This is a genomic window from Synechococcus sp. MIT S9508, assembly GCF_047303045.1.
Classification (GTDB): Bacteria; Cyanobacteriota; Cyanobacteriia; order PCC-6307; family Cyanobiaceae; genus Synechococcus_C.
On the sequence record NZ_CP138941.1, the window covers coordinates 220,613 to 240,952 of the forward strand.

Genomic DNA, 20,340 nt, shown 5'->3' on the forward strand with positions numbered 1-20,340 from the left:
CATTTCAGGACTCAGGCTGAGGTTGCTCATGTGAGGATCGGCGGCCACTCCTAAGCGGATTTGCCAGCTTCCCGATCTCCCATCACGATCACGGGACTGCTGGCTGTGGCGGCAGTTCTCGGAGGACCAGCACGATCAGAAGGCATCGAAGACCTGATCGAGTTCGGAGTGATTCCTCCCACGCGCCTGGAATCGACTTCTGATGAGAATGTCAGCCGTGAAGCGTTGACATCCGAACCAGAGCAAGAGGAGATTGCTGAACCCGGTTCAGTCATTCAGCCTCCACCTGAATTACACCTAAGAGCCGACCGCCAGACCTACGACGCCAGGCGTCAACTGTTGATCGTCGAAGGCAACGTGAGTGCTGTGATCAATGGCGGCGTTCTGCAGGCGGATCGCCTGGAGTTCGACACGACGTTCAACAGCCTGTTTGCTCGCGGCAGTGTTCGTTACCGCAAGGGCACTCAGTATTTTCAGGCCAGCAGCCTGCGGTTCAGCTTGATCCAGGGCAGCGGTTCGATGCAAGACGTTTACGGCGTTCTCGATCTCGATACCGCTGCCGTTGATTTCAACCCACTGTCAAGCAATCAAATAAGCCCAGCTCCATACGCAACGCCAGCACGCCAGATCCCAATAGAGGATGCAAGCCAAGACAGGTTGCTGCCAGTGGTGGAGAGCACTGGGCTCGGATTCCCGTCAGCCATTGACATTGAGCTGGAGTCATCCACGGCCAATCGCATCAGCCCCCAGATTGATGGTGCGGGCTTCTGGGACCTGGAGCAGCCACTGTCAAGCGATTCATGGCTGGTTCCGGACACCACCCCAATAGAGAGCAAGGCCGGAGAAGGTATGGCTTGCCCGCCGGAAATACCAGCAATTCCTGACTGGCATCCGCACCCTTGGGCCGTCACCGCATGGGGCGGACAGATGATTGATTCCAACTTTGGAGACACATTCCTGTTCAACGGACGGATGCGTCCTGAGTATCTGCTTGGCGTCAGCATGCAAAAGCGCATCTGGCGAGCAGGGCCATTGCAACTCGAGCTCGAAGCCGATCTGTTCGCGCACCAGGCCTACGAACAGCAGGGTGGCCCGTTCAATCAGACCGTTCCCAACGCGAACACCCCAGCCCAGACTTTCGGCGAAGGCATCCTCGGCCTAGGTGCCCGCCTATGGGTTCAACCATGGCTCAGCTTTGGCTTCGTCGAAGGCATCAGCTACAACTCTGCAGTCAGTAATTACGAGCGCACCTACCGCGAGAATTACGCGAACCTGCTCAATTACCTCGCTTTTGAACTGGAAGCGACTGTGTCTCCTGAGTTGTCCATGGTGGGGCGCATTCACCACCGCTCAGGCGCCTTCGGGACTTACAGCGGCGTGAAGGAAGGAAGCAACGCCTACTTAATTGGACTCCGCTACCGCTGGGGCCAGGATCAACCTGAGCCCCTCAGTCCTGAAGCGCCGCCACCGCTGGGTTGCCCGGATTCCGACCGCGAAGCAAGGATCAAACCGCAGAGGCTCAGCGAGCAACTCGAAGACATCACCCTGGGGAATCCTTTGCGTGAGTCAGCCCCAAAATCTGCCGCCACAGATGTCAAAGAGGTTCGAGAGCAGTCCGATGACTGGAGACTTTCTCCAGCTGAACAAGAGAAACGTCGCAGCGCGGCGATCGCAGCAATCGACCAACGCATCAGCAGCATCCAGCTGCAGCAGCGGCTGGTGATTGAACAAAACAGAGGTGTTGCTGACAACGTCCGTAACAGCGAAGTACTTTCCGCTAACCGATACGGCGGAGTGAAACCTACTCAGCTCAACACTCGCGGGAAGAAAAAGCTCATCACCGGCACAATCAGCCGTTGGCGAATCCAGGCAGCCCAGGTGAGCTTCACCCCCGAGGGCTGGACTGCCGACCGAATGAACTTCACCAATGACCCCTTCACACCAGCACAGACACGCATCGATGCAGAGGATGTTGTGGCCACGGAGGAAGAAAATGGAGACATCCTGATTAAGAGCCAACGCAATCGCCTGATCGTTGAGGAACGACTGCCCATTCCAGTTTCAAGAACCCAACGCATCCAGAAACAGGAAGAGGTAGAAAACCGCTGGGTACTGAATATCGACAACGACGACCGCAGTGGTTTCTTCGTTGGTCGAGAGCTCAAGTCGATCACTCTGTCCAAAAATTTAACTCTGGACCTCCAACCACAATTCCTGCTTCAGCGAGCGATTGACGGCAGCAACAACAGCTACGTGGCACCAGGAACATCCATCGACAGCGGCGAGTTGACACAGGACAATGCGATCGGGGACCTTTTCGGCCTCGAAGCCGAACTCAGTGGAAAGTTACTAGGCCTAAACGTCGATGCTGAAGCCGACATCAGCACGTTTAGTCCCAGCAATTTCATGAACGGCAGCCGTTTCTGGGGCAATGTGAATCGCTTTATCCAGTTGCCCCTGCTTGGCAAGGTTGAAACCCGTTTCTTCGGCGCCTATCGGTACCGCACCTGGAACGGCTCACTCGGTGAGACCGACGTGTACAGCGCCTACGGCGCATTCGCAGAGAAGAAGGGCGACTGGCGATGGGGCAAGCTCTCAAATAATTACATCTGGCGCTTTGGTCTTGGTAACTACCAGGCGGAGAGCTTCACCAGCACCAATCTCATCGACACCACTCGCGCCAATTTCTACGGGTCGATGAACAGCAGCTATCCACTTTGGCGCGGAAATCCTGCAGAGCCAACACCGGAAGCGGCCTACCGCTACTCGCCGGTAGCCATCGTGCCGGGCCTGACGTTGCGCACGAATGTAAACACAACCATTGCCGCTTTTGGTGACGGCAAAAGCCAGAGCACTTTCAGCATCACCGGCGGACCAACCCTCACTCTGGGCACCTTCAGCAAGCCTTTCCTTGACTACACCGAGTTATCGATCGCCGGTGGCGGCACCCTGAAACAGGGAGCCAGTCCATTTGAATTCGACCAGTCCGTTGACCTCGCAACCCTCGGCATCGGCCTCACCCAGCAGATTGCAGGGCCGCTGCTTCTGAGTGCTGGGGTTGGCGTAAACGTTGATCCCAGCTCCGAGTTTTACGGCAATGTGATCAATTCCAATATCGAGCTGCGCTGGCAGCGACGCAGTTATGACCTTGGGTTCTACTTCAACCCTTATGAGGGCATCGGTGGTTTCCGCTTCCGCCTGAACGACTTCAACTTCACAGGAACCGGGCTGCCATTCATCCCCTACACACCACGCAATCTGCCCAACGAACTTGAAACACGACCGTTCTGAGCAAAGCCCTCTTTAATTCGGCCCACCCCCATAAATCAGATGGCTACCGGTGAGGTCTGCACCTGCAAACCGCATTCCATCAGTGCGTACATCTGGTGCATACGCATTAATTACCACAGCTCCACGCAGATCAGCACGGCGTAGATCGGTTCTGGAGAGATCAGCATTACTGAGTTGTGCACCTTGCAGGTCAGCGCCATCGAGACGGGCACCACTCAGGTCTGCCCCTTCAAGATTGGCTTCACGCAAATCGGCGTTTCTGAGATCTGCATCACGAAGGTCAGCGCCGATCAGGTGAGCACCCTGCAAACGAGCCGATCGCAGATCGCAGCCTGAACAGGCACCGCTGATCAGCAATCGCTCCCTGGCAGATCCATGAGGCTGCACGAGCAATGACTGAAAAGGTTCAGCCTTCGTCACAGCAAGAGGAATAAGTGTGGTGACCAGAAGGGCAGCGGTGAGCTGAACAGGTCGGAACTGGTTCATGGCAGCAGTGCCTCTGTCTAAGTCTTAGACAATCTGGTCCCTGTCTGCCGTGGACCATTGATCACAAGGTCTCAGCGAGCTTAAAAACCATTCAGATAAGGGAGTGCCACCATCGTGCGGGTCAGCTCCGCATCTCTTGAGACCAGCTGCCCCGTGGCATCCCACTGGCCTGTGCGAAGCATGTCCAGAGAGCCTGAAGCCAAAGAAATAGTCTGCGACGTTGATCCATCACTGAACGTGAGGGCCTGAAGATCGAGCGTCCATTCAGCAGTGGGGTCCGCTGCTACCGCATCCTGAAGAGCGGAGATTTGATCAGGAGTGGCCGTGGCACAGGGAATGCCCAAAGCGAGGCAATTGCCTTGAAAAATTTCGGCATAACTCACACCCAGAACAGCACGAATCCCCCAGCGCATCAGTGCCTGCGGCGCATGTTCACGACTTGAACCACAGCCAAAATTGTCGTTAACAACCAGAATCGAAGCCCCTTGATGCACCGCCTGGTCAAACGGGTGTTCACCGGCCAGTTCCTTGCGGTCATCGGCAAAAGCCTGTTCCCCAAGAGCTTCAAAGCTCACACACTTAAGAAAGCGGGCTGGAATGATCCGGTCGGTATCGATGTCATCACCCCTAAGCACAAGACCTCGGCCCGACACATGGCCGATTGGGCCTTGAGGGAAGGCGATGGTCTCAGTCATCACAGATCAAGCAGCATGGGGAGAACGGTCAGCGGTGGAATGGAACTGAATGCGATGCACGCTCAGCTCAGCTGGCGCACATCGCTCACTCGACCAGCAATGGCAGCAGCCGCCACCATCGCGGGACTCATCAACAGAGTCCGGCCACTGGCGGAGCCCTGACGACCCTTGAAGTTGCGGTTGCTTGAACTCGCACTGATCTGGCTGCCCTCAAGACGGTCAGGGTTCATGGCCAGACACATAGAACATCCCGGCTCACGCCACTCAAAACCTGCCTCGCGAAACACCTGATCGAGGCCTTCCTTGATCGCGGCACGAGCCACCTGTTCTGAGCCAGGCACAACAAAGGCCTTGATTCCTTCAGCGACGTGCCGACCGCGAGCCACAGCAGCTGCGGCCTGAAGATCACTGAGGCGACCGTTGGTGCAACTGCCAATGAAACAGACATCAACAGGCACTCCTTCAATCGGCTGTCCGGGAGCCAGGTCCATGTAGCGATAGGCCTCTTCAGCAATCGGGCGGTCGGCCGGATCAAGCTGCTCAGAGACCGGAACACGTTCATCAACACCAATGCCCTGTCCTGGTGTGATCCCCCAGGTCACCGTGGGCGCGATGGCAGCCGCATCGAAGCGAATTTCATCATCGAAGGTCGCATCATCGTTGGACGCGAGTGAACTCCACCAGGCAACAGCACGGTCCCAAATGTCTGCTGCTGGAGCCTCAGCGCGACCCTTCAGGTAATCAAAAGTGATCTGATCAGGATTGACATACCCGCAGCGTGCACCTCCCTCAATCGCCATGTTGCAGAGGGTCATCCGCTCCTCCATGGAGAGAGCCTCAATCGCAGGCCCTGCGAATTCATAGGCGTAACCGACGCCGGCCTTCACCCCCAAAGTGCGAATTACATGGAGGATCAGATCCTTGGCGAAGACACCATCAGTGAGTCGGTTCTCCACCCAGATCCGACGCACCTTCAACTTGCTCATGGCCAAGCTCTGACTGGCGAGCACATCACGCACTTGGCTCGTTCCAATACCGAAGGCAATCGCCCCGAATGCTCCATGCGTGGAGGTATGGGAATCACCGCAAGCAACGGTCATTCCTGGCTGGGTGAGGCCCAGTTCAGGTGCAATCACATGCACAATTCCCTGCCGACCACTCCCCAGTCCGTTGAGTGTGATGCCGTGACGCGCGCAATTGCGCTCGAGGGTGCTGAGCATCTCCTCGGCCAGAGGATCAGAAAACGGTCGCTCCTGACTGATGGTGGGAACGATGTGATCGACAGTGGCAACTGTGCGTTCTGGGCAGCGCACGGGAAGACCCTTTTCATCTAAGGCCGCGAAGGCCTGAGGACTCGTGACCTCATGAATCAGATGAAGGCCAATGAACAACTGCGTGGCACCTCCGGGAAGATCCGCGACGCAATGCAGATCCCAGACCTTGTCGTAGAGGGTTCCGCTGCTCATCTGATGTCAGCCTTCAACAGCCAACACTAATGGCCGACATCCATTACATAGCCTCCATCAGACGCAACCGCAATCGATTGAGAGCCTCTCCAACGCTCACGGTCTGGACCCAGTCTCGTCCTCGCGTTTCACCGAGACGGATGGGCTGACTAAAACAACCATCGGGACCGGCAACGGCGATGTAGACCAAGCCAACCGGCTTCTCCGCCGAACCACCTCCAGGGCCGGCAATGCCCGTCACCGCCATCGACCAGTCGCTTCCCGTGACGCGTCGTGAACCCTCAGCCATGGCTTGAGCCACAGGATCACTGACCGCCCCGAACTGCTCAAGCAGCTCAGCTGATACGCCAAGAAGACGTTGTTTAAGGGCATTCGAGTAAGCGATCACACCACCCAGAAGAACGTCAGAGGATCCTGGGATCGCCGTGAGTTCGGCCCCCAAACCACCGCCGGTACAGGATTCCGCAACCGAGAGGGTTTGTTGCTGTTTGCGCAGCTGTTCAAGAACCACCGACGCCAGCGACTGATCATCACAACCAAAACAGAGCGAGCCGGTGCGCTGACGCAGTTCAGCTTCGGTGGCATCCAGCAGCCGAAGCGACTCGGCTTCAGAAGTGGCGTGAGCTGTGACGCGCAGCTTGACCTCACCACGACCCGCATAGGGCGCCACCGTGGGGTTGCTCTGATCCAGCAGATCATGAAGCTGTTCAGCCAGGGTGGATTCACCAATGCCCCAGAAACGCAGTAATCGACTGTTGAACACACCTTTTGACAGCCCCGAGCGTTGAAACCAGGGCACTGCCGTGGCTTGCCACATACTCCGCATCTCACTGGGGACCCCAGGGAAGGTGAGAACTGTGAATCCCTCGATCGGGGACCAGATCATTCCTGGAGCCGTTCCAGTGATATTGGGCAGCACATCCGCACCGCGCGGCAGCAGAGCCTGCCGGCGCGTCTCGGCTCCAGGAGTACGCCCGCGACTGCGCGCTTTGGTTGTGATGTCGTCCCAGACCTGGGGACGCTCGTCCAACGGCGTGGAAAACGCTGCTGCAATGGCTTCCGTCGTCAAATCGTCGGGCGTTGGGCCCAATCCACCCGTGGTGATCAACACCCGCGAACGACGCGAGATGGCCTGCACTTCAGCGATCAAGCGATCACTGTTGTCACCCACCACCGTCTGACGGAAGTGCGGCAATCCAAGAGCTGCCAGTTGCTCAGCCAGCCAGCGTGCATTGCCGTTGACGATGTTGCCGAGCAGCAGCTCAGTCCCAATGCAGAGAATCTCCACCCCGGAAGGCGGGGACGCATCAGCCACGGGAATCCGAGCAGCACGACTGGGCGCATTCTTCCTGAGGCTCTTGATCTGTCGCCTCGAGAAAAAGGTCGCTCTGGCGATGTCGCTGCATCACCATGACGGTTCCCACGAGAATTGCCGTGGCCAATCCCAGCCAGAGAAACCGCATTTCCACATTGGCCACCACCATGGCGATGGAGGCCAACCACTGCGTGAAAACGTAGATCAGCAGAACGGTGCGGCGGTGACTGAAACCCGCGCGCAGTAACCGGTGGTGAAGATGGCGACGATCGGGATAAAAGGGTGAACGACCTGAGCGCAGGCGCCCCATGATCACCGCAGACATATCCGCCAAAGGCAGGGAGAGAATCAGCAGAGGCAGGAGCAAGCTGACCGTGGTCACTCCTTTGGCGGGGCCGACGATGCTGATTGCCGCGAGGCTGAATCCCAGGAAATAGGAGCCACCGTCGCCCATGAAAATCCTGGCCGGATTGAAATTGTGTCGCAGGAATCCGAAACAGCACCCAGCCAGTGCTGCAGCCAGGAAAGCCGCTGCCACCTGATGCAGAGAAAAGCTGACGGACACCAGGCCGATCGCAGCAATGCCGGCGACACCGGCCGCGAGTCCATCGAGGCCATCCAACCAGTTGATCGCATTGGTGATGCCAACCAGCCAGATCACGGTGGCTAAAAGGCTGATCACATCCGGAAGGATGACGGCTTCGGCGCTGCTGGAGAGCCAGGGAAGATCAATTGCACCGATTTGAACACCCTGCGACCAGACCACCACAGCCACAGCCACTTGACCGGCCAATCTCGGCCAGGGAGACAGAGAAAAGAGGTCATCCGCCAGGCCGATCACGAAAAAGCACAGTGATCCAGCCAAGGTTGTCCAGATGAGCTGGTCGCGAGCCGGGGGCAACATCCCGAACCCCCCGAACAACCAGGTGAGACCAAGCGCCAAACAAAACCCCAGCACCATGGCAATGCCGCCGAGACGCACCATCGGAACACTGTGCTGTTTCCGAGCGTCGGGAGTATCAGTGAAGCCGTGCCTGAGTCCGAGCCGCCTCACCAATGGCGCGATTGCTGTTGTGATCAACGTCGACGTGACGAAGATCCCAACAGCAACGGCGAGGGGAGTGCTCGCGAGAGTCAAACAAAACTCCGGAGGTGAAGACCAGGATGAGGCCGAAACATCAAGATCCTAGGCAGACCTCTATGCAGGATCCAGTGCTCGGTAGTCCAGTCAGGCAATCGCCGGCTCCGCGGCGGCGGCGTAAAGGGGGAAACGGCTGCAAAGGCTGGCAACCGTCTGGAGACAACGAGCCTGAATGGCATCGTCCTCAGGATTGAGCAGTCGATCAGCGATCACATCCGCCACTTCACGGAAGGCAGCGACATCAAAGCCCCGTGTGGTGAGAGCTGCGGTACCCAGGCGCAGGCCGCTGGTCACGAAGGGGGATTCCGGGTCAAAGGGCACGGTGTTTTTGTTGGCGGTGATGTGGACATCACTCACGAGGAGATCCGCGACCTTTCCGGTCATGCCGATTCCCCTTAGATCAAGAAGAACCACATGGTTCTCGGTGCCACCGCTCACCACATCAATGCCGCGCTCGATCAAGCGCTCCGCCAGAGCGGCAGCATTGGCGACCACCTGCTGGCTGTACGACTTAAACGAGGGCAGCAACGCCTCTCCAAAGGCGACTGCCTTCGCAGCGATGACATGCTCTAAAGGGCCGCCCTGAGTACCGGGGAACACGGCTTTATCGAATTTCTTGGCGAATTCAGCATCACGGCAAAGGATTAAGCCGCCACGGGGGCCGCGCAATGTTTTGTGCGTGGTGGTCGTCACAACATCGCAATGGGGGACAGGGCTGGGATGAACACCCGCTGCTACAAGCCCGGCGATATGGGCCATGTCTGCCAGCAGATAAGCGTCCACCTCATCGGCGATCGCGCGGAAGGCGGCGAAATCGATGATGCGGGGATAAGCGGAATACCCACACACAATCAGTTTTGGCTTCTTCTCAAGAGCCAACGCGCGGATCGACTCCATATCAAGGCGCTGGGTTTGCTTGTCCACGCCGTACTGAACGACGTTGAACCACTTACCGCTGACGTTGACCGGAGAACCATGGGTGAGATGGCCTCCATGGGAGAGGTCAAGACCCATGATCGTGTCGCCGGGCTGGAGCAGTGCCAGAAACACAGCAAAGTTCGCCTGAGCACCACTGTGAGGCTGAACGTTGGCCCAGGCTGCACCGAACAACTGCTTGGCACGCTCGATCGCAAGCTCTTCGACCGCATCAACATGCTCACAACCGCCGTAATAGCGCTTGCTCGGCAACCCTTCGGCGTACTTGTTGGTGAGCACGGAGCCCTGAGCTTCCATCACCGCCCTTGACGCGAAGTTCTCGGAGGCAATCAGCTCGAGATGAGTCTCCTGACGCTTCTGCTCCTGATCAATCAGACCGGCAATGGCCGGGTCGGACGATGCCAGGGATGCATTGATCGGGGCCGAAGCGAAATCCGCCATGCGTCGCAGTATTGCTTTGACCAAATCGTAAGCAACGAGCCCTGCAGTGACGTGACATGACAGGACGTGAGCAAAAAAAAACTGCCCTGGGGCAGTTTCACAAACGCGCCTGGAGAGATTCGAACTCCCGACCCTCTGATCCGTAGTCAGATGCTCTAATCCGCTGAGCTACAAGCGCTTGCGTCACACCATCTGACCCCACGAAGGTGCCGTTCGTCAACTGCGGCACATCCGCGCGCCAGAATCGTTGCACTGCAACGACACTTCTAAATGCCCATCCGCTGGTACGGCACCGGTGACAACACAGATCCCCTCTACAGGCACTACAGCCGGATTGTGAATTTCACGCTGCATGCGGGGGCTTTCGTCGCACTAAGCAGCGGTCTGTGGTTTGTGCAGTCGATGCGTCATCCCTGGAATCACCTGGATCTCTTCTCTGAAATCTGGTTTGTCGCCCTGTTGATCCACCTAGCTGTAGTGGTCAAGCGACGTCCACCTGCGGATGCGGACAGCCGTGAATCCTGACGGCACGATGGTTCAAGACACCTTCTCGCCATGACCCTGGATGCAGCTGACCTGAAAGACCTCTCTGCAGCCCTGAGTGAACGACTCTATCTACAGATTGCCGGCTGGCATCTCTACCTCGGAGATGCTGGCTTAGCGGAGACTCTGGCAATTGAATGCAGTGCTCTGCTGGACCAGGGTCCAGCCGTCTGCGCTCGACGCGCACTTGAGGCCGTTCAAGTTCCCATCGGTGCTGGAAGCAGCAGACTGCCTTTGGCCCGCTTGTTGCCGTCCTCGCAACTTTCCGAGCTGGAGCAGATTCTCGAGGACCACTGCCGATAAGGTTGCTGACCTTCAGGGAGTGAGCGTGCTCATCATCGAGGTCACCAATTCCCGCGACGTGGTGCGTCAGCGCATCGGTCGACTGGGTGAGCGCCTAATCGGCAAAGTGGTCGATCCGGAAGCACAAGTGGAAAAGGCTCTGATTCAGGAGATCGACACTGCTTTCCGGGAGTTCGGAATCGAGGCAAGGATTCTGTCCGTGCAAGGCCCTCAGTTGGTGGGACGCCAGCACATCGAGCTCCCCATCCAGGTTCGTGAAGAGCGAGAGGTGCGTCTCAACGACGCCTGAAACGGCTGGCAATCCCACGGCTGATCTCGCTTACCTCAGGGACAGACAAGGCCTGAGCGCACAGCACAAACAGCAGCAATCCCAACGCACCGGAAAGACCCACCTGGAACAGTCGGCCAACGAAGTTCTCGGGCCAGGCAACGACAAGGCTGAGCGCCCAGGCCGCCAGTCCTGCGGCCACTGCTGCAAGGGTGAGCTTGAGTGCGTCGAGCCCCCACTCACGCAGCGGCAATCCAGCCAGTCGCTTCTGCAGCGCCAAGAGCAATGCAAGACAAGTGAGCAGATTGATCAGAACAGTGGCCAGAACCAACCCAGGAGCCCCAAGATTGATCGGGAACTGAGGCCCCCACGGGGAAGGGCCACCCACAAGCGCCCAATCAAAAAGCACATTGAGGCCGATCCCCGCCATCGAGAGGCGGAAAGGGGTTGTTCCATCGCCAAGTGCATAAAAAACACGAACCAGCACATCCCGGCCGAGATAAGCCGGCATGCCGATCCCATAAGTCATCAGCAGACCGGTCACCAGCTGCACGGCCTGCTGATCAAACGCGCCACGTTCATAGACAAGGGCGACGATGGGCGTAGACAGAGCCAGAAACAAGGCCCCAAGCGGCAGCATCGAAGCGGTCGACAGCATCAGTCCCTGCCGGATCCTGGCGATCAGCGGCAGCCGATCTTCGGGAGCTGTGAGTCTGGAGAAAGTGGGCAGCAATGGCACCAGCAGAGCATTGGAGATCAGGCCCAATGGGGTCTGGACCAACAGATTCGAGTAGCTCAGGCCTGCTGCCGCACCAAGGATGCCTGAAGCAAAAAACATGTCGGTGAACACATTGATCTGCAGCATTCCCGAAGACAACGTGGCGGGGCCCATCACCCGCCAGACCTCGCGCACGCCGGGATGACTCCAGTCCCAGGAGAGGCGCAGGCGCGCCATCCCCTGACGGGCTAGGGCCGGCAGCTGCAGCAACCACTGCAGCAGAGCCCCAACCAGTGTGGAGAGTCCCAGGACCACGCCACCCCAGAGGGCATTCACGGGCAGGGCAATCTCGGCCCCGAGCTGCCACCACAGCAAGCCCACACCAAGAACGAGAGCCACGCTCGACATCAGCGGTGAGATGGCGGGGATCCAGAACTCATCGGCGGCATTGAGCGATCCGAAGCCAAGTCCGATCAGACCTGCCAGCAGTGCCATCGGAGCCATCACCTGCAACTGCGCCACGGCGATCTGATGCAGATCCGAGGGCAATCCAGGACCCACAAGCGTGATCAGTGGATCAGCAGCGAGCACCAACACCGCAGTGACCACGAGCAGCAAGGCACTCACGGTGGTGTTGAGGGTGGCCAGGATATGGGCCCCTTCCTCACGCGGCCGGCGGCTGAGCACACTGACCATGGCGCTGTGAAAAGGGCCGTTGATCCCTCCCAGAAGGATTAGCAGAAAACCGGGAAGGATGTAGGCGTAGTTGTAGGCGTCATAGGCCGCACCAACTCCAAACGCTGCAGCTATCACCAGCTGACGGATCAGCCCTCCAGCTTTGCTGAGCAAGGTGCCATAGGTGACCACCAGAGCGATGCGCTTGAGAGATCTCCCCATCGATGCCTGCTGAACCATGCCGTCAATGAAAGAGATCTTCGGACCATCGCCAGGCACCATGGCGCCAGTCAGCCCGCCTCCATGACCGGCACTCCTCTGCTTGAGTTCACTCCTTTAACGGAGGGAGTGCTGATCAAGCGCTACAAGCGCTTTCTCGCCGATGTGGAACTCAAGGACGGGTCAGTAGTGACGGCGCATTGTGCCAATACGGGACCGATGACCGGCGTGCTCCACCCTGGAGGTCGAGTGAGGATGCGATACGCCCCTTCCCCCAAGCGCAAACTGGCCTGGACCTGGGAACAGGCGGAAGTACCAAGCGCTGATGGGACCTCCTGTTGGGTCGGAATCAATACGGCTCTACCCAATCGGCTGATCAGAGCCGCCATTGAGGCCGGTTGCCTCAGCAACGCCCTGGGGCCGATCGCGGGGATCCGCACTGAAGTGCCCTACGGCGAGAACCGCCGCAGTCGTATCGATCTGCTGCTCACTCCGGAAGAGGAGTCCCATGATCCAAGACCGATCTACCTGGAGGTGAAAAACACCACCTGGTGTGATGGTGCGCTGGCTCTGTTCCCCGACACAGTCACCGAACGGGGTCAAAAACACCTGCAGGAGCTGATGGCTGTGCTTCCTGATGCACGTGGGGTGCTAGTGCCCTGCCTGAGCCGCCCCGATGTGTCGTGTTTTGCCCCGGGGGACAGCGCTGATCCGCGCTACGGAGAGCTGTTCCGTGAGGCATCCAAGGCAGGCGTTGAAGTCTTGCCCTGTGCCTTCAGGTTCGAAATCGATCGAATCCTGTGGGAGGGCCAGCGCTCTGTCCAGTCAAGCCAATCAGCGATTCGGTAGCAACGGCGACTCGGGAAGTGTTCACTATTGAGCAATTTATCTAAGTCTGATGGTCTCTATCAAGACTGTCTGAACTGCAGTTTCGCTTTCTTTCCATGACAACTGCTCTGCATCCGCCATCGCGGCGGCGCAAAGCGCGCCTCCAAGAGGCAAGCCTGATCGAAGGTCCAATGCTTCTCCTTCAGAGCATTCGGGGCTTCAAATCCAATCGCTCAATGCTTTGGCTGGCCTGTGTGCCAGTAGCCCTTTTCGGACTTGGCATTTTCAATCTTGCAGCACGTGCTGAAGGCGCAAAGCTGGATGACTTGACTGGTCTTCAACTTGCAAGCTTTCTGGCTGACAACCTCTGGCTTTTAGTGGCCACGATCCTCGTCATCTTCATGAATGCGGGCTTCGCCATGGTTGAAGCCGGTATGTGTCGACAAAAGAATGCCGTCAATATCCTGGCCAAAAACCTTTTCGTCTTCGCACTAGCTGTTACCGCGTACTGGTTCGTCGGCTATTCGCTGATGTATGGCGGATCTGTTGTTGACGGGTGGTTGTTCTTCAAAGGTCTTTTCTTTGATCCATCCGCTGCAGATGCAATCGCATGTGCAGCTTCAGGTAAAGCTGACGACTGCGTCCAACTCGTTCCAGCAGTCGACTTCCTGTTTCAGGCAGCGTTTGCCGGAACCGCAGCGACGATTGTTTCCGGCCTTGTTGCCGAGCGCGTGAAGTTTGGCGAGTTCGTCATCTTCGCTCTCGTGCTCACTGCTGTGATCTATCCCATCTCCGGCTCTTGGCAGTGGAACGGAGGCTGGCTGGATGGGCTGGGCTTCATTGATTTCGCAGGCTCGTCGATCGTTCACTCCGTTGGCGCATGGGCAGGCGTGGTCGAAGCGATGTTGCTCGGACCCCGTATCGGCAAGTACGTGAACGGCAAAACCCAGGCGATGCCTGGTCACAACATGGCCATAGCCACCCTTGGAGCTCTCATCCTCTGGATTGGCTGGTACGGATTCAACCCAGGATCCGAGTTGGAGATGGATCAGTACGTGGCCTATGTGGCAGTCACCACAACATTGGCTGCTGCAGGGGGAGCAATCGGGGCAACCGTGATCTCCACCCTGACATCGGGCAAGCCTGACCTCACCATGATCATCAACGGCATCCTCGCCGGCCTGGTGAGCATTACGGCCGGTTGCGGCAACATGACCATGGTCGGGTCATGGGTGGCCGGTCTGATCGGCGGCATCATCGTGGTGTTTTCCGTTGCAGCTCTTGACGCTGCAGGAATTGACGATCCGGTTGGTGCATTTTCAGTTCACGGCGTATGTGGTGTCTGGGGCACAGTTGTGGTCGGACTCTGGGGCGTCAAAGGCATGTCTCCAGAAGACTTCTCGGTGGGAATCGGTCTTTTCAATGGCGGCGGTTTCTCACAACTGGGAATCCAGGCACTCGGTGCAGGTGCTTATGCCATCTGGGCTCTGGTGACCTGCTGGATCGCCTGGAGCGTAATTGGCGCCATGTTCGGCGGCATCCGCGTGACCGAAGAAGAGGAAATCAATGGCCTCGACATCGGTGAACACGGCATGGAGGCGTATCCCGATTTCGCCTCTGCTGGCAATTGAAGTCCTCCTGAAGGACTCTGAACCCCGGTCCACAGGGACCGGGGTTTTTTCTTGGTTTGGTCAGTACGGGCATCAGCAAAAGACAGCTCCCACCCACAGCCCATAGAGTCATCGCACTGCCGCAGCGGCCATGGATACCCACGCCTTCAAGCGCTCTCTTCATAATTCCGACCGCTACAATCGTCGCGGCTTCGGGCGCGCTGAAGAGGTGGCTGGAAGCCTGGAACAGGCCTACCAGAGCAGCCTGATCGGATCCATTCGAGAAAATGGCTATCAACTCAGCCATGGACGTTTAAACGTTCGATTGGCTGAGGCCTTTGGTTTCTGCTGGGGAGTGGAGCGCGCCGTCGCCATGGCGTACGAGACGCGCAAGCACTATCCGAGTGAACGGCTGTGGATCACCAATGAAATCATCCACAACCCTTCGGTGAATGATCATCTCCGCAAGATGAATGTCCATTTCATCCCTGTCGACCAGGGAGTGAAGGACTTCTCAGGTGTGGAATATGGCGATGTGGTGATCCTTCCTGCTTTCGGGGCCACCGTGCAGGAAATGCAATTGCTCAATGATCGTGGCTGCCACATCGTTGACACCACATGTCCCTGGGTGTCCAAGGTTTGGAACACCGTGGAAAAGCACAAGAAGCATGTGTTCACCTCGATCATTCACGGGAAGGTGAAACACGAAGAGACTCTCGCTACCAGCTCCTTTGCCGGGACGTATCTCGTGCTTCTGGATCTGGAGGAAGCTGAGTACGTCGCTGATTACATCCTTGGGAACGGTGATCGAGACAGCTTCATGGCCCGTTTTGCCAATGCCTGTTCACCAGGCTTCGACCCGGACCGGGACCTGGAGCGTGTCGGTGTCGCCAACCAAACCACCATGCTGAAAAGCGAAACAGAGGAAATCGGCCGGCTGTTCGAACGCACGATGCTGACCAAGTTCGGTCCTATCCAACTGAATGAACACTTTCTGGCCTTCAACACCATCTGCGATGCAACCCAAGAGAGACAAGACGCGATGTTCTCTCTCGTCGACGAACCCCTTGATCTGATGGTCGTGATCGGCGGGTACAACTCCTCCAACACCACCCACCTTCAGGAAATTGCCATCAGTCGTGGCATCCGTTCGTTCCACATCGACACACCGGAGCGAATCAGCGAGGACAACACCATCGAGCACAAACCACTCGGCGAAGACTTAACCCGTGACACGGACTTTTTACCGAGTGGGCCAATCACGGTTGGCATCACGTCTGGAGCTTCAACCCCAGATCGGGTGGTAGAGCACGTGATCCAACGCATGATCGCCATCAGCGACGCAGATTGATCGCCGAGAAGCTTTACATTGATTCATCACAGCAACACTCCTGATCGGAGCTCGTCCGTCCTGCTCTTGTCGAGACCATCCGACGAAGCCCTACGTCACCAGGAAGACGTGGACCCACAGGTGCGTTGCTATCGCAGCCACTTCAGTGACCGCATGGAAATGCGGGCAGATCCCGACACGATTGCGACATATCTGGATCAACACCAGGGCTGGTTCCGCAGGTGTGCGTCGCCCATGGAGGTCGAAGCTCTCGATCCCCAGGCTTATGCGCTGACCCTTGGACGCTTTGGGAATTTCGGCTTCGAAGTGGAGCCGACCATCGGCCTACGACTGTTGCCGCGCCAAGAGAGGAGTTACGCGATTGAAACCGTTGCCCTTCCAGATCACGATCCAGCTCTGGCGAAGTTGTACGACGTTGATTTTCAGGCCAATCTGAGCCTGATTGACCAGCCCATAAACGACTTGGAGCATGATCAAACATGGGTGAACTGGTCTCTTGATCTCACAGTCTGGATTGCACTCCCCAAAGTGATCACCATGCTCCCCAACGGCCTAGTTCAGTCCAGTGGCGACCACCTGCTGCGCCAGATCGTGCGCCAGATCTCACGCCGACTGACCTGGAAAGTTCAGGAGGATTTCCACGCCACTCATGCACTGGCATGCCCTCCACGACAAAGGGCTGCTTTCTGATAGTTGAACCACCAGAATCAGCCGCAATGATTGACCGAATCAACGACAGATAGCAAAAGCTCAATACTGATTGGCCCTTGCCAAAATTTCGGTCAAAAGCTTAAAGCTGCACGTCATTCACTGAACATTAGTCATTCTTAAAAATAGGCAATCGTTGTCGCTACTAAACGGAATTGATCAAGCGTGAAGCCGTGGAGCTTCCCTAAAAGCGCTCTCAACAATCCTTCAGAGCGATCCCCAAAACCCCAAATTCAGACGAGCTGATTTGTTGCAAATTGTGAAAACACCCATATGTTATCTTTTTTACTTCTCGACCAATCAGCAATGGCATTGTCAGGGTTTGAGATTGCCGTAGGCGGCCTCGCTTCCATTCCAGTGTTGGGCGGCCTAGTCCTATTCGGATACAAAGCTTTCGGCGAGAAAAACCTCGATACCTCCAAGCTAAAACCCAAAAAACCAGCAGCTGCTGACAAGAAACCCGCACCTGCTGCAGAGAAGAAAGCTGCTCCCGCCGCTGGCAAAAAAGCTGCACCTGCTGCAGAGAAGAAAGCTGCTCCCGCCGCTGGCAAAAAAGCTGCACCTGCGGCTGATAAGAAAGCTGCTCCCGCCGCTGATAAAAAAGCCGCACCTGCGGCTGATAAAAAAGCCGCACCTGCGGCTGATAAAAAAGCCGCACCTGCGGCTGATAAAAAAGCCGCACCTGCGGCTGATAAAAAAGCCGCACCTGCGGCTGATAAGACAGCTGCTCCCGCCGCTGATAAAAAAGCCGCGCCTGCGGCTGATAAGACAGCTGCTCCAGCCGCTGATAAAAAAGCCGCGCCTGCGGCTGATAAGACAGCTGCTCCAGCCGCCGATAAAAAAGCCGCGCCTGCGGCTGATAAGACAGCTGCTCCAGCCGCCGATAAAAAAGCCGCGCCTGCGGCTGATAAGACAGCTGCTCCAGCCGCCGATAAAAAAGCCGCGCCTGCGGCTGACAAAACAGCTGGCTCAACAGAGGGATGAATGCCGTCCAGGCAATTCCTCCTTGGCCTATCAATGCAGTATCTTTTAAATCAAAAGACGCAGATTAAGTCATTAAAACAGAGATAAATTCATCAAAACACGACTCAAGTCGCCAAAAGTTTATAGCGATTTGCATTCTCCAATCTCCACCACCGATTCAGCCATTCACGGGACAACCGTGATCATTGGATCGCACTGAAGACAAAAAAGATGCATGAATGAATTCATTGGCGACTAAGATTAAAGTGCAATGATGCACAAACATGGGTGACTGGAGTCAGCAGCTTCTGGAGATGAATTTCCAAAAAGAAACAAAAGAAGATGGTTCGACCTCTTATACGCGTATTACTGGACATCGACGAGACTATTACTGGACAAAAATCACTGTGAAGCAGGTCGGCTCACCGACGCCCGATGCATGGCAAGTGACCTGCGCAAGATCAGAGATTCGGATTGGTCTCTGGAAAATTCATAATACGACTCAAGACATCAGCGTCGTCGTTCACACAAGTGCTCAAAAAATGATCGAAGACATCAATTATCAAACAAGCCTGAAGCCAAGCTTTTTGTCAAAGATCAGCAACTGATCCCATACCGAGGCTTGATTCACCAAAGAGAACTCGATGATCACCTGGCTTTAAGTTTGGCAAAATGACTGCAAATTAAGAATCAGTTCATACGACCTGAGATGACGATGGTCAAACACAATGAACGGATTCCTGTTGATCCATGAACATCGCAAAACCAAACGTGAGACCAACTCTCAATCCAAATGAGATCGATCAAGCCATCAGCCAGGCTGATCTCAGCGAGATTGAAAGTGAAATTCTTGAATACATACGGTATATCGGGGTCTTCAATGAACTCAGCCTAAAGAAGGCGTTGTCTATGCCATCCAAGCCACCCGCTTTATATCGACTCTGCAAGGCATGCGAAAAGATTGGCGATCAACTCCCTGATCAATTTAAAACGATGATGGCTTGGTCAGAAGAGCAAAGCGATGACAACATCGCTTGGCAGGGAAATTTAGTTTGCGCAATCGCGTATACATGCGACGGCACTAAATTACAACCAGAAAATGCAACGTCTCTCTATCATACTTTTGCAGTCCATCAAGAATTATTCAACGGACTAGAAGCTGATTGAATCGGACGCCCTCACAGGAGTTGGTTGTATAGTAAGTGACAATACATTGTTAAATACTATTTGATCAAAGCCTCGGGGCGAGAAAAAATAGTGTTGATAGGTTTCTCTATGAAATTTACGATTGTCTTTGCATCAGCGACCGGTCACACGGAAGACATTGCTGAGAGGCTCGACCAGCTCCTTCCAGATTCTGAGCTGAAAGAGCTTAGTGATTTGCAGGACATCAAAGATATTGAAGGCTGCGAGGCACTGATCTGCTGCACTCCAACTTGGAACACCGGCTCAGACGTCAAGCGGTCAGGAACAGCATGGGACGAACACATTGAACAGATCCCAACCCTCAATTGCTCAGGAAAACCTGTGGCTATCGTTGGTCTTGGAGATTCAGCAGCATTCAGCAAATTTTTCTGTGATGCAATGGAGGAGCTTTATACAGCCTTCCAAAAAGCTGGTGGCAAGTCGATTGGTCATGTATCAGGTGAAGACTATATTTTCGATGATTCAAAAAGCATGATCAACGGGATGTTTTGCGGGCTTCCGATTGACGAAGACAATGAATCAGAAAAAACGCAAGATCGCCTGGAATCCTGGTGCAAAACAATTTTAGAAGAGTCTAATCAGTGATACAATGAGCATTGGCTTAAATACTTATCAATTTTGATACCGGCCAACTACATTGCAAGACACAAGATTGTTTCATTCTCGAAGCGTATAAAAATCATTCGATTTGCTTGCCCTGAAAAGACACACAATTCACTGGAAGACCGGCAATGATGCTGACCAGTACAGGCGTCATCACCATGGCAACGATCAGAAGTCCAATCGGTTGCGGTGTTGATTCGCGCGTTGCCTGAAACAGTGCCAGCACACAACTGCTCACATACAACAGAGATATCAAAAACGGCTTTAGCACCTGAACATTATTTCGATTGCAACCAATTCTATGACACTTGGGAAAGGGTGCGAGCTGTCGCCACTTCCAACCCTTAAACGACAATTGCCAAGCCCGGATGCATGGCTCAACTCAATTCGACTTCGACAGCAGGGGGAAGTTAACTTTAACAAAGCCGCCTGAACTACACTTAGGCCCAAATCAAAAGAGTCCTAGGCTCAATCTTTTTGCAGGGATTCAAGCAGCCGATTACTCCTTTGCCAATAAAGAATGGACGACTTTGCGGAGAAGAAGCCGCCAAAATAAATCAACCTCAAGTGACCA

20 protein-coding genes and 1 tRNA gene are annotated in these 20,340 nt (G+C 55.8%); 12 read left to right on the forward strand and 9 right to left on the reverse strand.

What is annotated here, in order from left to right:
- The first annotated feature begins 60 nt into the window (after positions 1-60).
- Entirely contained in the window at positions 61-3,291 is a 3,231-nt protein-coding gene (locus tag SIB42_RS01265; protein WP_067098489.1) for a DUF3769 domain-containing protein, read from the forward strand.
- A gap of 12 nt (positions 3,292-3,303) precedes the next feature.
- Here the strand turns inward: SIB42_RS01265 and SIB42_RS01270 are convergent, their stop codons facing one another.
- From SIB42_RS01270 to SIB42_RS01300, 7 genes are all read right to left on the reverse strand, one after another.
- Positions 3,304-3,777: a pentapeptide repeat-containing protein gene (locus SIB42_RS01270; RefSeq protein WP_067098486.1), complete on the reverse strand. Its 474-nt coding sequence runs from the start codon at positions 3,775-3,777 to the stop codon at positions 3,304-3,306.
- Positions 3,778-3,857: 80 nt separating this feature from the next.
- The gene (locus tag SIB42_RS01275) at positions 3,858-4,472 is read right to left on the reverse strand and encodes a 3-isopropylmalate dehydratase small subunit (protein ID WP_067098479.1); all 615 of its coding nucleotides are present in this window, start codon (positions 4,470-4,472) and stop codon (positions 3,858-3,860) included.
- 62 nt (positions 4,473-4,534) lie between these two features.
- On the reverse strand, positions 4,535-5,938 hold the full coding sequence (gene leuC, locus SIB42_RS01280; protein ID WP_067098476.1) for a 3-isopropylmalate dehydratase large subunit: 1,404 nt from the start codon (positions 5,936-5,938) through the stop codon (positions 4,535-4,537).
- 43 nt (positions 5,939-5,981) lie between these two features.
- Positions 5,982-7,253, reverse strand: coding sequence for a competence/damage-inducible protein A (locus tag SIB42_RS01285; RefSeq protein ID WP_067098472.1), 1,272 nt, complete (start codon positions 7,251-7,253; stop codon positions 5,982-5,984).
- Positions 7,246-8,391, reverse strand: a complete 1,146-nt coding sequence (locus SIB42_RS01290; protein WP_067098469.1) for an MraY family glycosyltransferase — start codon at positions 8,389-8,391, stop codon at positions 7,246-7,248. Before SIB42_RS01290 ends, SIB42_RS01285 begins: the two co-directional genes overlap by 8 nt.
- 90 nt (positions 8,392-8,481) lie before the next feature.
- A complete protein-coding gene (gene glyA / locus SIB42_RS01295; RefSeq protein WP_067098466.1) occupies positions 8,482-9,771 on the reverse strand; it encodes a serine hydroxymethyltransferase in 1,290 nt (429 codons plus the stop codon).
- A 104-nt stretch (positions 9,772-9,875) separates the two neighbouring features.
- Positions 9,876-9,949: transfer RNA gene (locus SIB42_RS01300), tRNA-Arg, on the reverse strand.
- 92 nt (positions 9,950-10,041) lie between these two features.
- Here SIB42_RS01300 and SIB42_RS01305 point away from each other — a divergent pair.
- From SIB42_RS01305 to SIB42_RS01315, 3 genes are read left to right on the forward strand one after another with little or no spacing between them, the layout of a single operon-like run.
- Positions 10,042-10,296: a hypothetical protein gene (locus SIB42_RS01305; protein WP_067098463.1), complete on the forward strand. Its 255-nt coding sequence runs from the start codon at positions 10,042-10,044 to the stop codon at positions 10,294-10,296.
- Positions 10,297-10,326: 30 nt separating this feature from the next.
- Positions 10,327-10,617: a DUF3181 family protein gene (locus tag SIB42_RS01310; RefSeq protein WP_067098460.1), complete on the forward strand. Its 291-nt coding sequence runs from the start codon at positions 10,327-10,329 to the stop codon at positions 10,615-10,617.
- 25 nt (positions 10,618-10,642) lie between these two features.
- A complete protein-coding gene (locus SIB42_RS01315; RefSeq protein ID WP_067098609.1) occupies positions 10,643-10,906 on the forward strand; it encodes a cytochrome-c oxidase in 264 nt (87 codons plus the stop codon).
- Here the strand turns inward: SIB42_RS01315 and murJ are convergent.
- Entirely contained in the window at positions 10,893-12,500 is a 1,608-nt protein-coding gene (murJ, locus tag SIB42_RS01320) for a murein biosynthesis integral membrane protein MurJ (protein WP_067098606.1), read from the reverse strand. The genes SIB42_RS01315 and murJ overlap by 14 nt on opposite strands.
- Before the next feature lie 81 nt (positions 12,501-12,581).
- Between murJ and sfsA the strand changes: the two genes are divergently transcribed.
- The 8 genes from sfsA to fldA all read left to right on the forward strand — a co-directional run bounded on the left by sfsA (position 12,582) and on the right by fldA (position 19,748).
- Positions 12,582-13,346 (forward strand): DNA/RNA nuclease SfsA, encoded by a 765-nt coding sequence (gene sfsA, locus SIB42_RS01325; protein WP_067098459.1) that lies wholly within the window; start codon positions 12,582-12,584, stop codon positions 13,344-13,346.
- A gap of 95 nt (positions 13,347-13,441) precedes the next feature.
- Complete coding sequence (locus SIB42_RS01330; RefSeq protein WP_067098457.1) at positions 13,442-14,956, forward strand: ammonium transporter; 1,515 nt, start codon at positions 13,442-13,444, stop codon at positions 14,954-14,956.
- Between the two features lie 130 nt (positions 14,957-15,086).
- On the forward strand, positions 15,087-16,286 hold the full coding sequence (locus SIB42_RS01335; protein WP_067098452.1) for a 4-hydroxy-3-methylbut-2-enyl diphosphate reductase: 1,200 nt from the start codon (positions 15,087-15,089) through the stop codon (positions 16,284-16,286).
- A gap of 66 nt (positions 16,287-16,352) precedes the next feature.
- Positions 16,353-16,976: a DUF1997 domain-containing protein gene (locus SIB42_RS01340; RefSeq protein WP_231856504.1), complete on the forward strand. Its 624-nt coding sequence runs from the start codon at positions 16,353-16,355 to the stop codon at positions 16,974-16,976.
- Positions 16,977-17,267: 291 nt separating this feature from the next.
- On the forward strand, positions 17,268-17,978 hold the full coding sequence (locus tag SIB42_RS01345) for a hypothetical protein (RefSeq protein WP_413328254.1): 711 nt from the start codon (positions 17,268-17,270) through the stop codon (positions 17,976-17,978).
- A gap of 263 nt (positions 17,979-18,241) precedes the next feature.
- On the forward strand, positions 18,242-18,565 hold the full coding sequence (locus tag SIB42_RS01350; protein WP_067093180.1) for a hypothetical protein: 324 nt from the start codon (positions 18,242-18,244) through the stop codon (positions 18,563-18,565).
- A gap of 142 nt (positions 18,566-18,707) precedes the next feature.
- Positions 18,708-19,124 (forward strand): hypothetical protein, encoded by a 417-nt coding sequence (locus SIB42_RS01355; RefSeq protein WP_067093181.1) that lies wholly within the window; start codon positions 18,708-18,710, stop codon positions 19,122-19,124.
- Positions 19,125-19,232: 108 nt separating this feature from the next.
- A complete protein-coding gene (gene fldA / locus SIB42_RS01360; RefSeq protein ID WP_067093182.1) occupies positions 19,233-19,748 on the forward strand; it encodes a flavodoxin FldA in 516 nt (171 codons plus the stop codon).
- Positions 19,749-19,842: 94 nt separating this feature from the next.
- Here the strand turns inward: fldA and SIB42_RS01365 are convergent, their stop codons facing one another.
- Positions 19,843-20,004: a hypothetical protein gene (locus SIB42_RS01365; protein ID WP_156485119.1), complete on the reverse strand. Its 162-nt coding sequence runs from the start codon at positions 20,002-20,004 to the stop codon at positions 19,843-19,845.
- Positions 20,005-20,340: the final 336 nt, after the last annotated feature.

Coding starts and splice junctions, on each gene's coding strand:
- SIB42_RS01270 (WP_067098486.1), bottom strand. CDS start 3,777: ATGAACCAGTTCCGACCTGTTCAGCTCACCGCTGCCCTTCTGGTCACC.
- SIB42_RS01275 (WP_067098479.1), bottom strand. CDS start 4,472: ATGACTGAGACCATCGCCTTCCCTCAAGGCCCAATCGGCCATGTGTCG.
- leuC (WP_067098476.1), bottom strand. CDS start 5,938: ATGAGCAGCGGAACCCTCTACGACAAGGTCTGGGATCTGCATTGCGTC.
- glyA (WP_067098466.1), bottom strand. CDS start 9,771: ATGGCGGATTTCGCTTCGGCCCCGATCAATGCATCCCTGGCATCGTCC.
- SIB42_RS01305 (WP_067098463.1), top strand. CDS start 10,042: ATGCCCATCCGCTGGTACGGCACCGGTGACAACACAGATCCCCTCTAC.
- SIB42_RS01310 (WP_067098460.1), top strand. CDS start 10,327: ATGACCCTGGATGCAGCTGACCTGAAAGACCTCTCTGCAGCCCTGAGT.
- murJ (WP_067098606.1), bottom strand. CDS start 12,500: ATGGGGAGATCTCTCAAGCGCATCGCTCTGGTGGTCACCTATGGCACC.
- sfsA (WP_067098459.1), top strand. CDS start 12,582: ATGACCGGCACTCCTCTGCTTGAGTTCACTCCTTTAACGGAGGGAGTG.
- SIB42_RS01330 (WP_067098457.1), top strand. CDS start 13,442: ATGACAACTGCTCTGCATCCGCCATCGCGGCGGCGCAAAGCGCGCCTC.
- SIB42_RS01335 (WP_067098452.1), top strand. CDS start 15,087: ATGGATACCCACGCCTTCAAGCGCTCTCTTCATAATTCCGACCGCTAC.
- SIB42_RS01345 (WP_413328254.1), top strand. CDS start 17,268: ATGTTATCTTTTTTACTTCTCGACCAATCAGCAATGGCATTGTCAGGG.
- SIB42_RS01350 (WP_067093180.1), top strand. CDS start 18,242: ATGGGTGACTGGAGTCAGCAGCTTCTGGAGATGAATTTCCAAAAAGAA.
- SIB42_RS01355 (WP_067093181.1), top strand. CDS start 18,708: ATGAACATCGCAAAACCAAACGTGAGACCAACTCTCAATCCAAATGAG.
- fldA (WP_067093182.1), top strand. CDS start 19,233: ATGAAATTTACGATTGTCTTTGCATCAGCGACCGGTCACACGGAAGAC.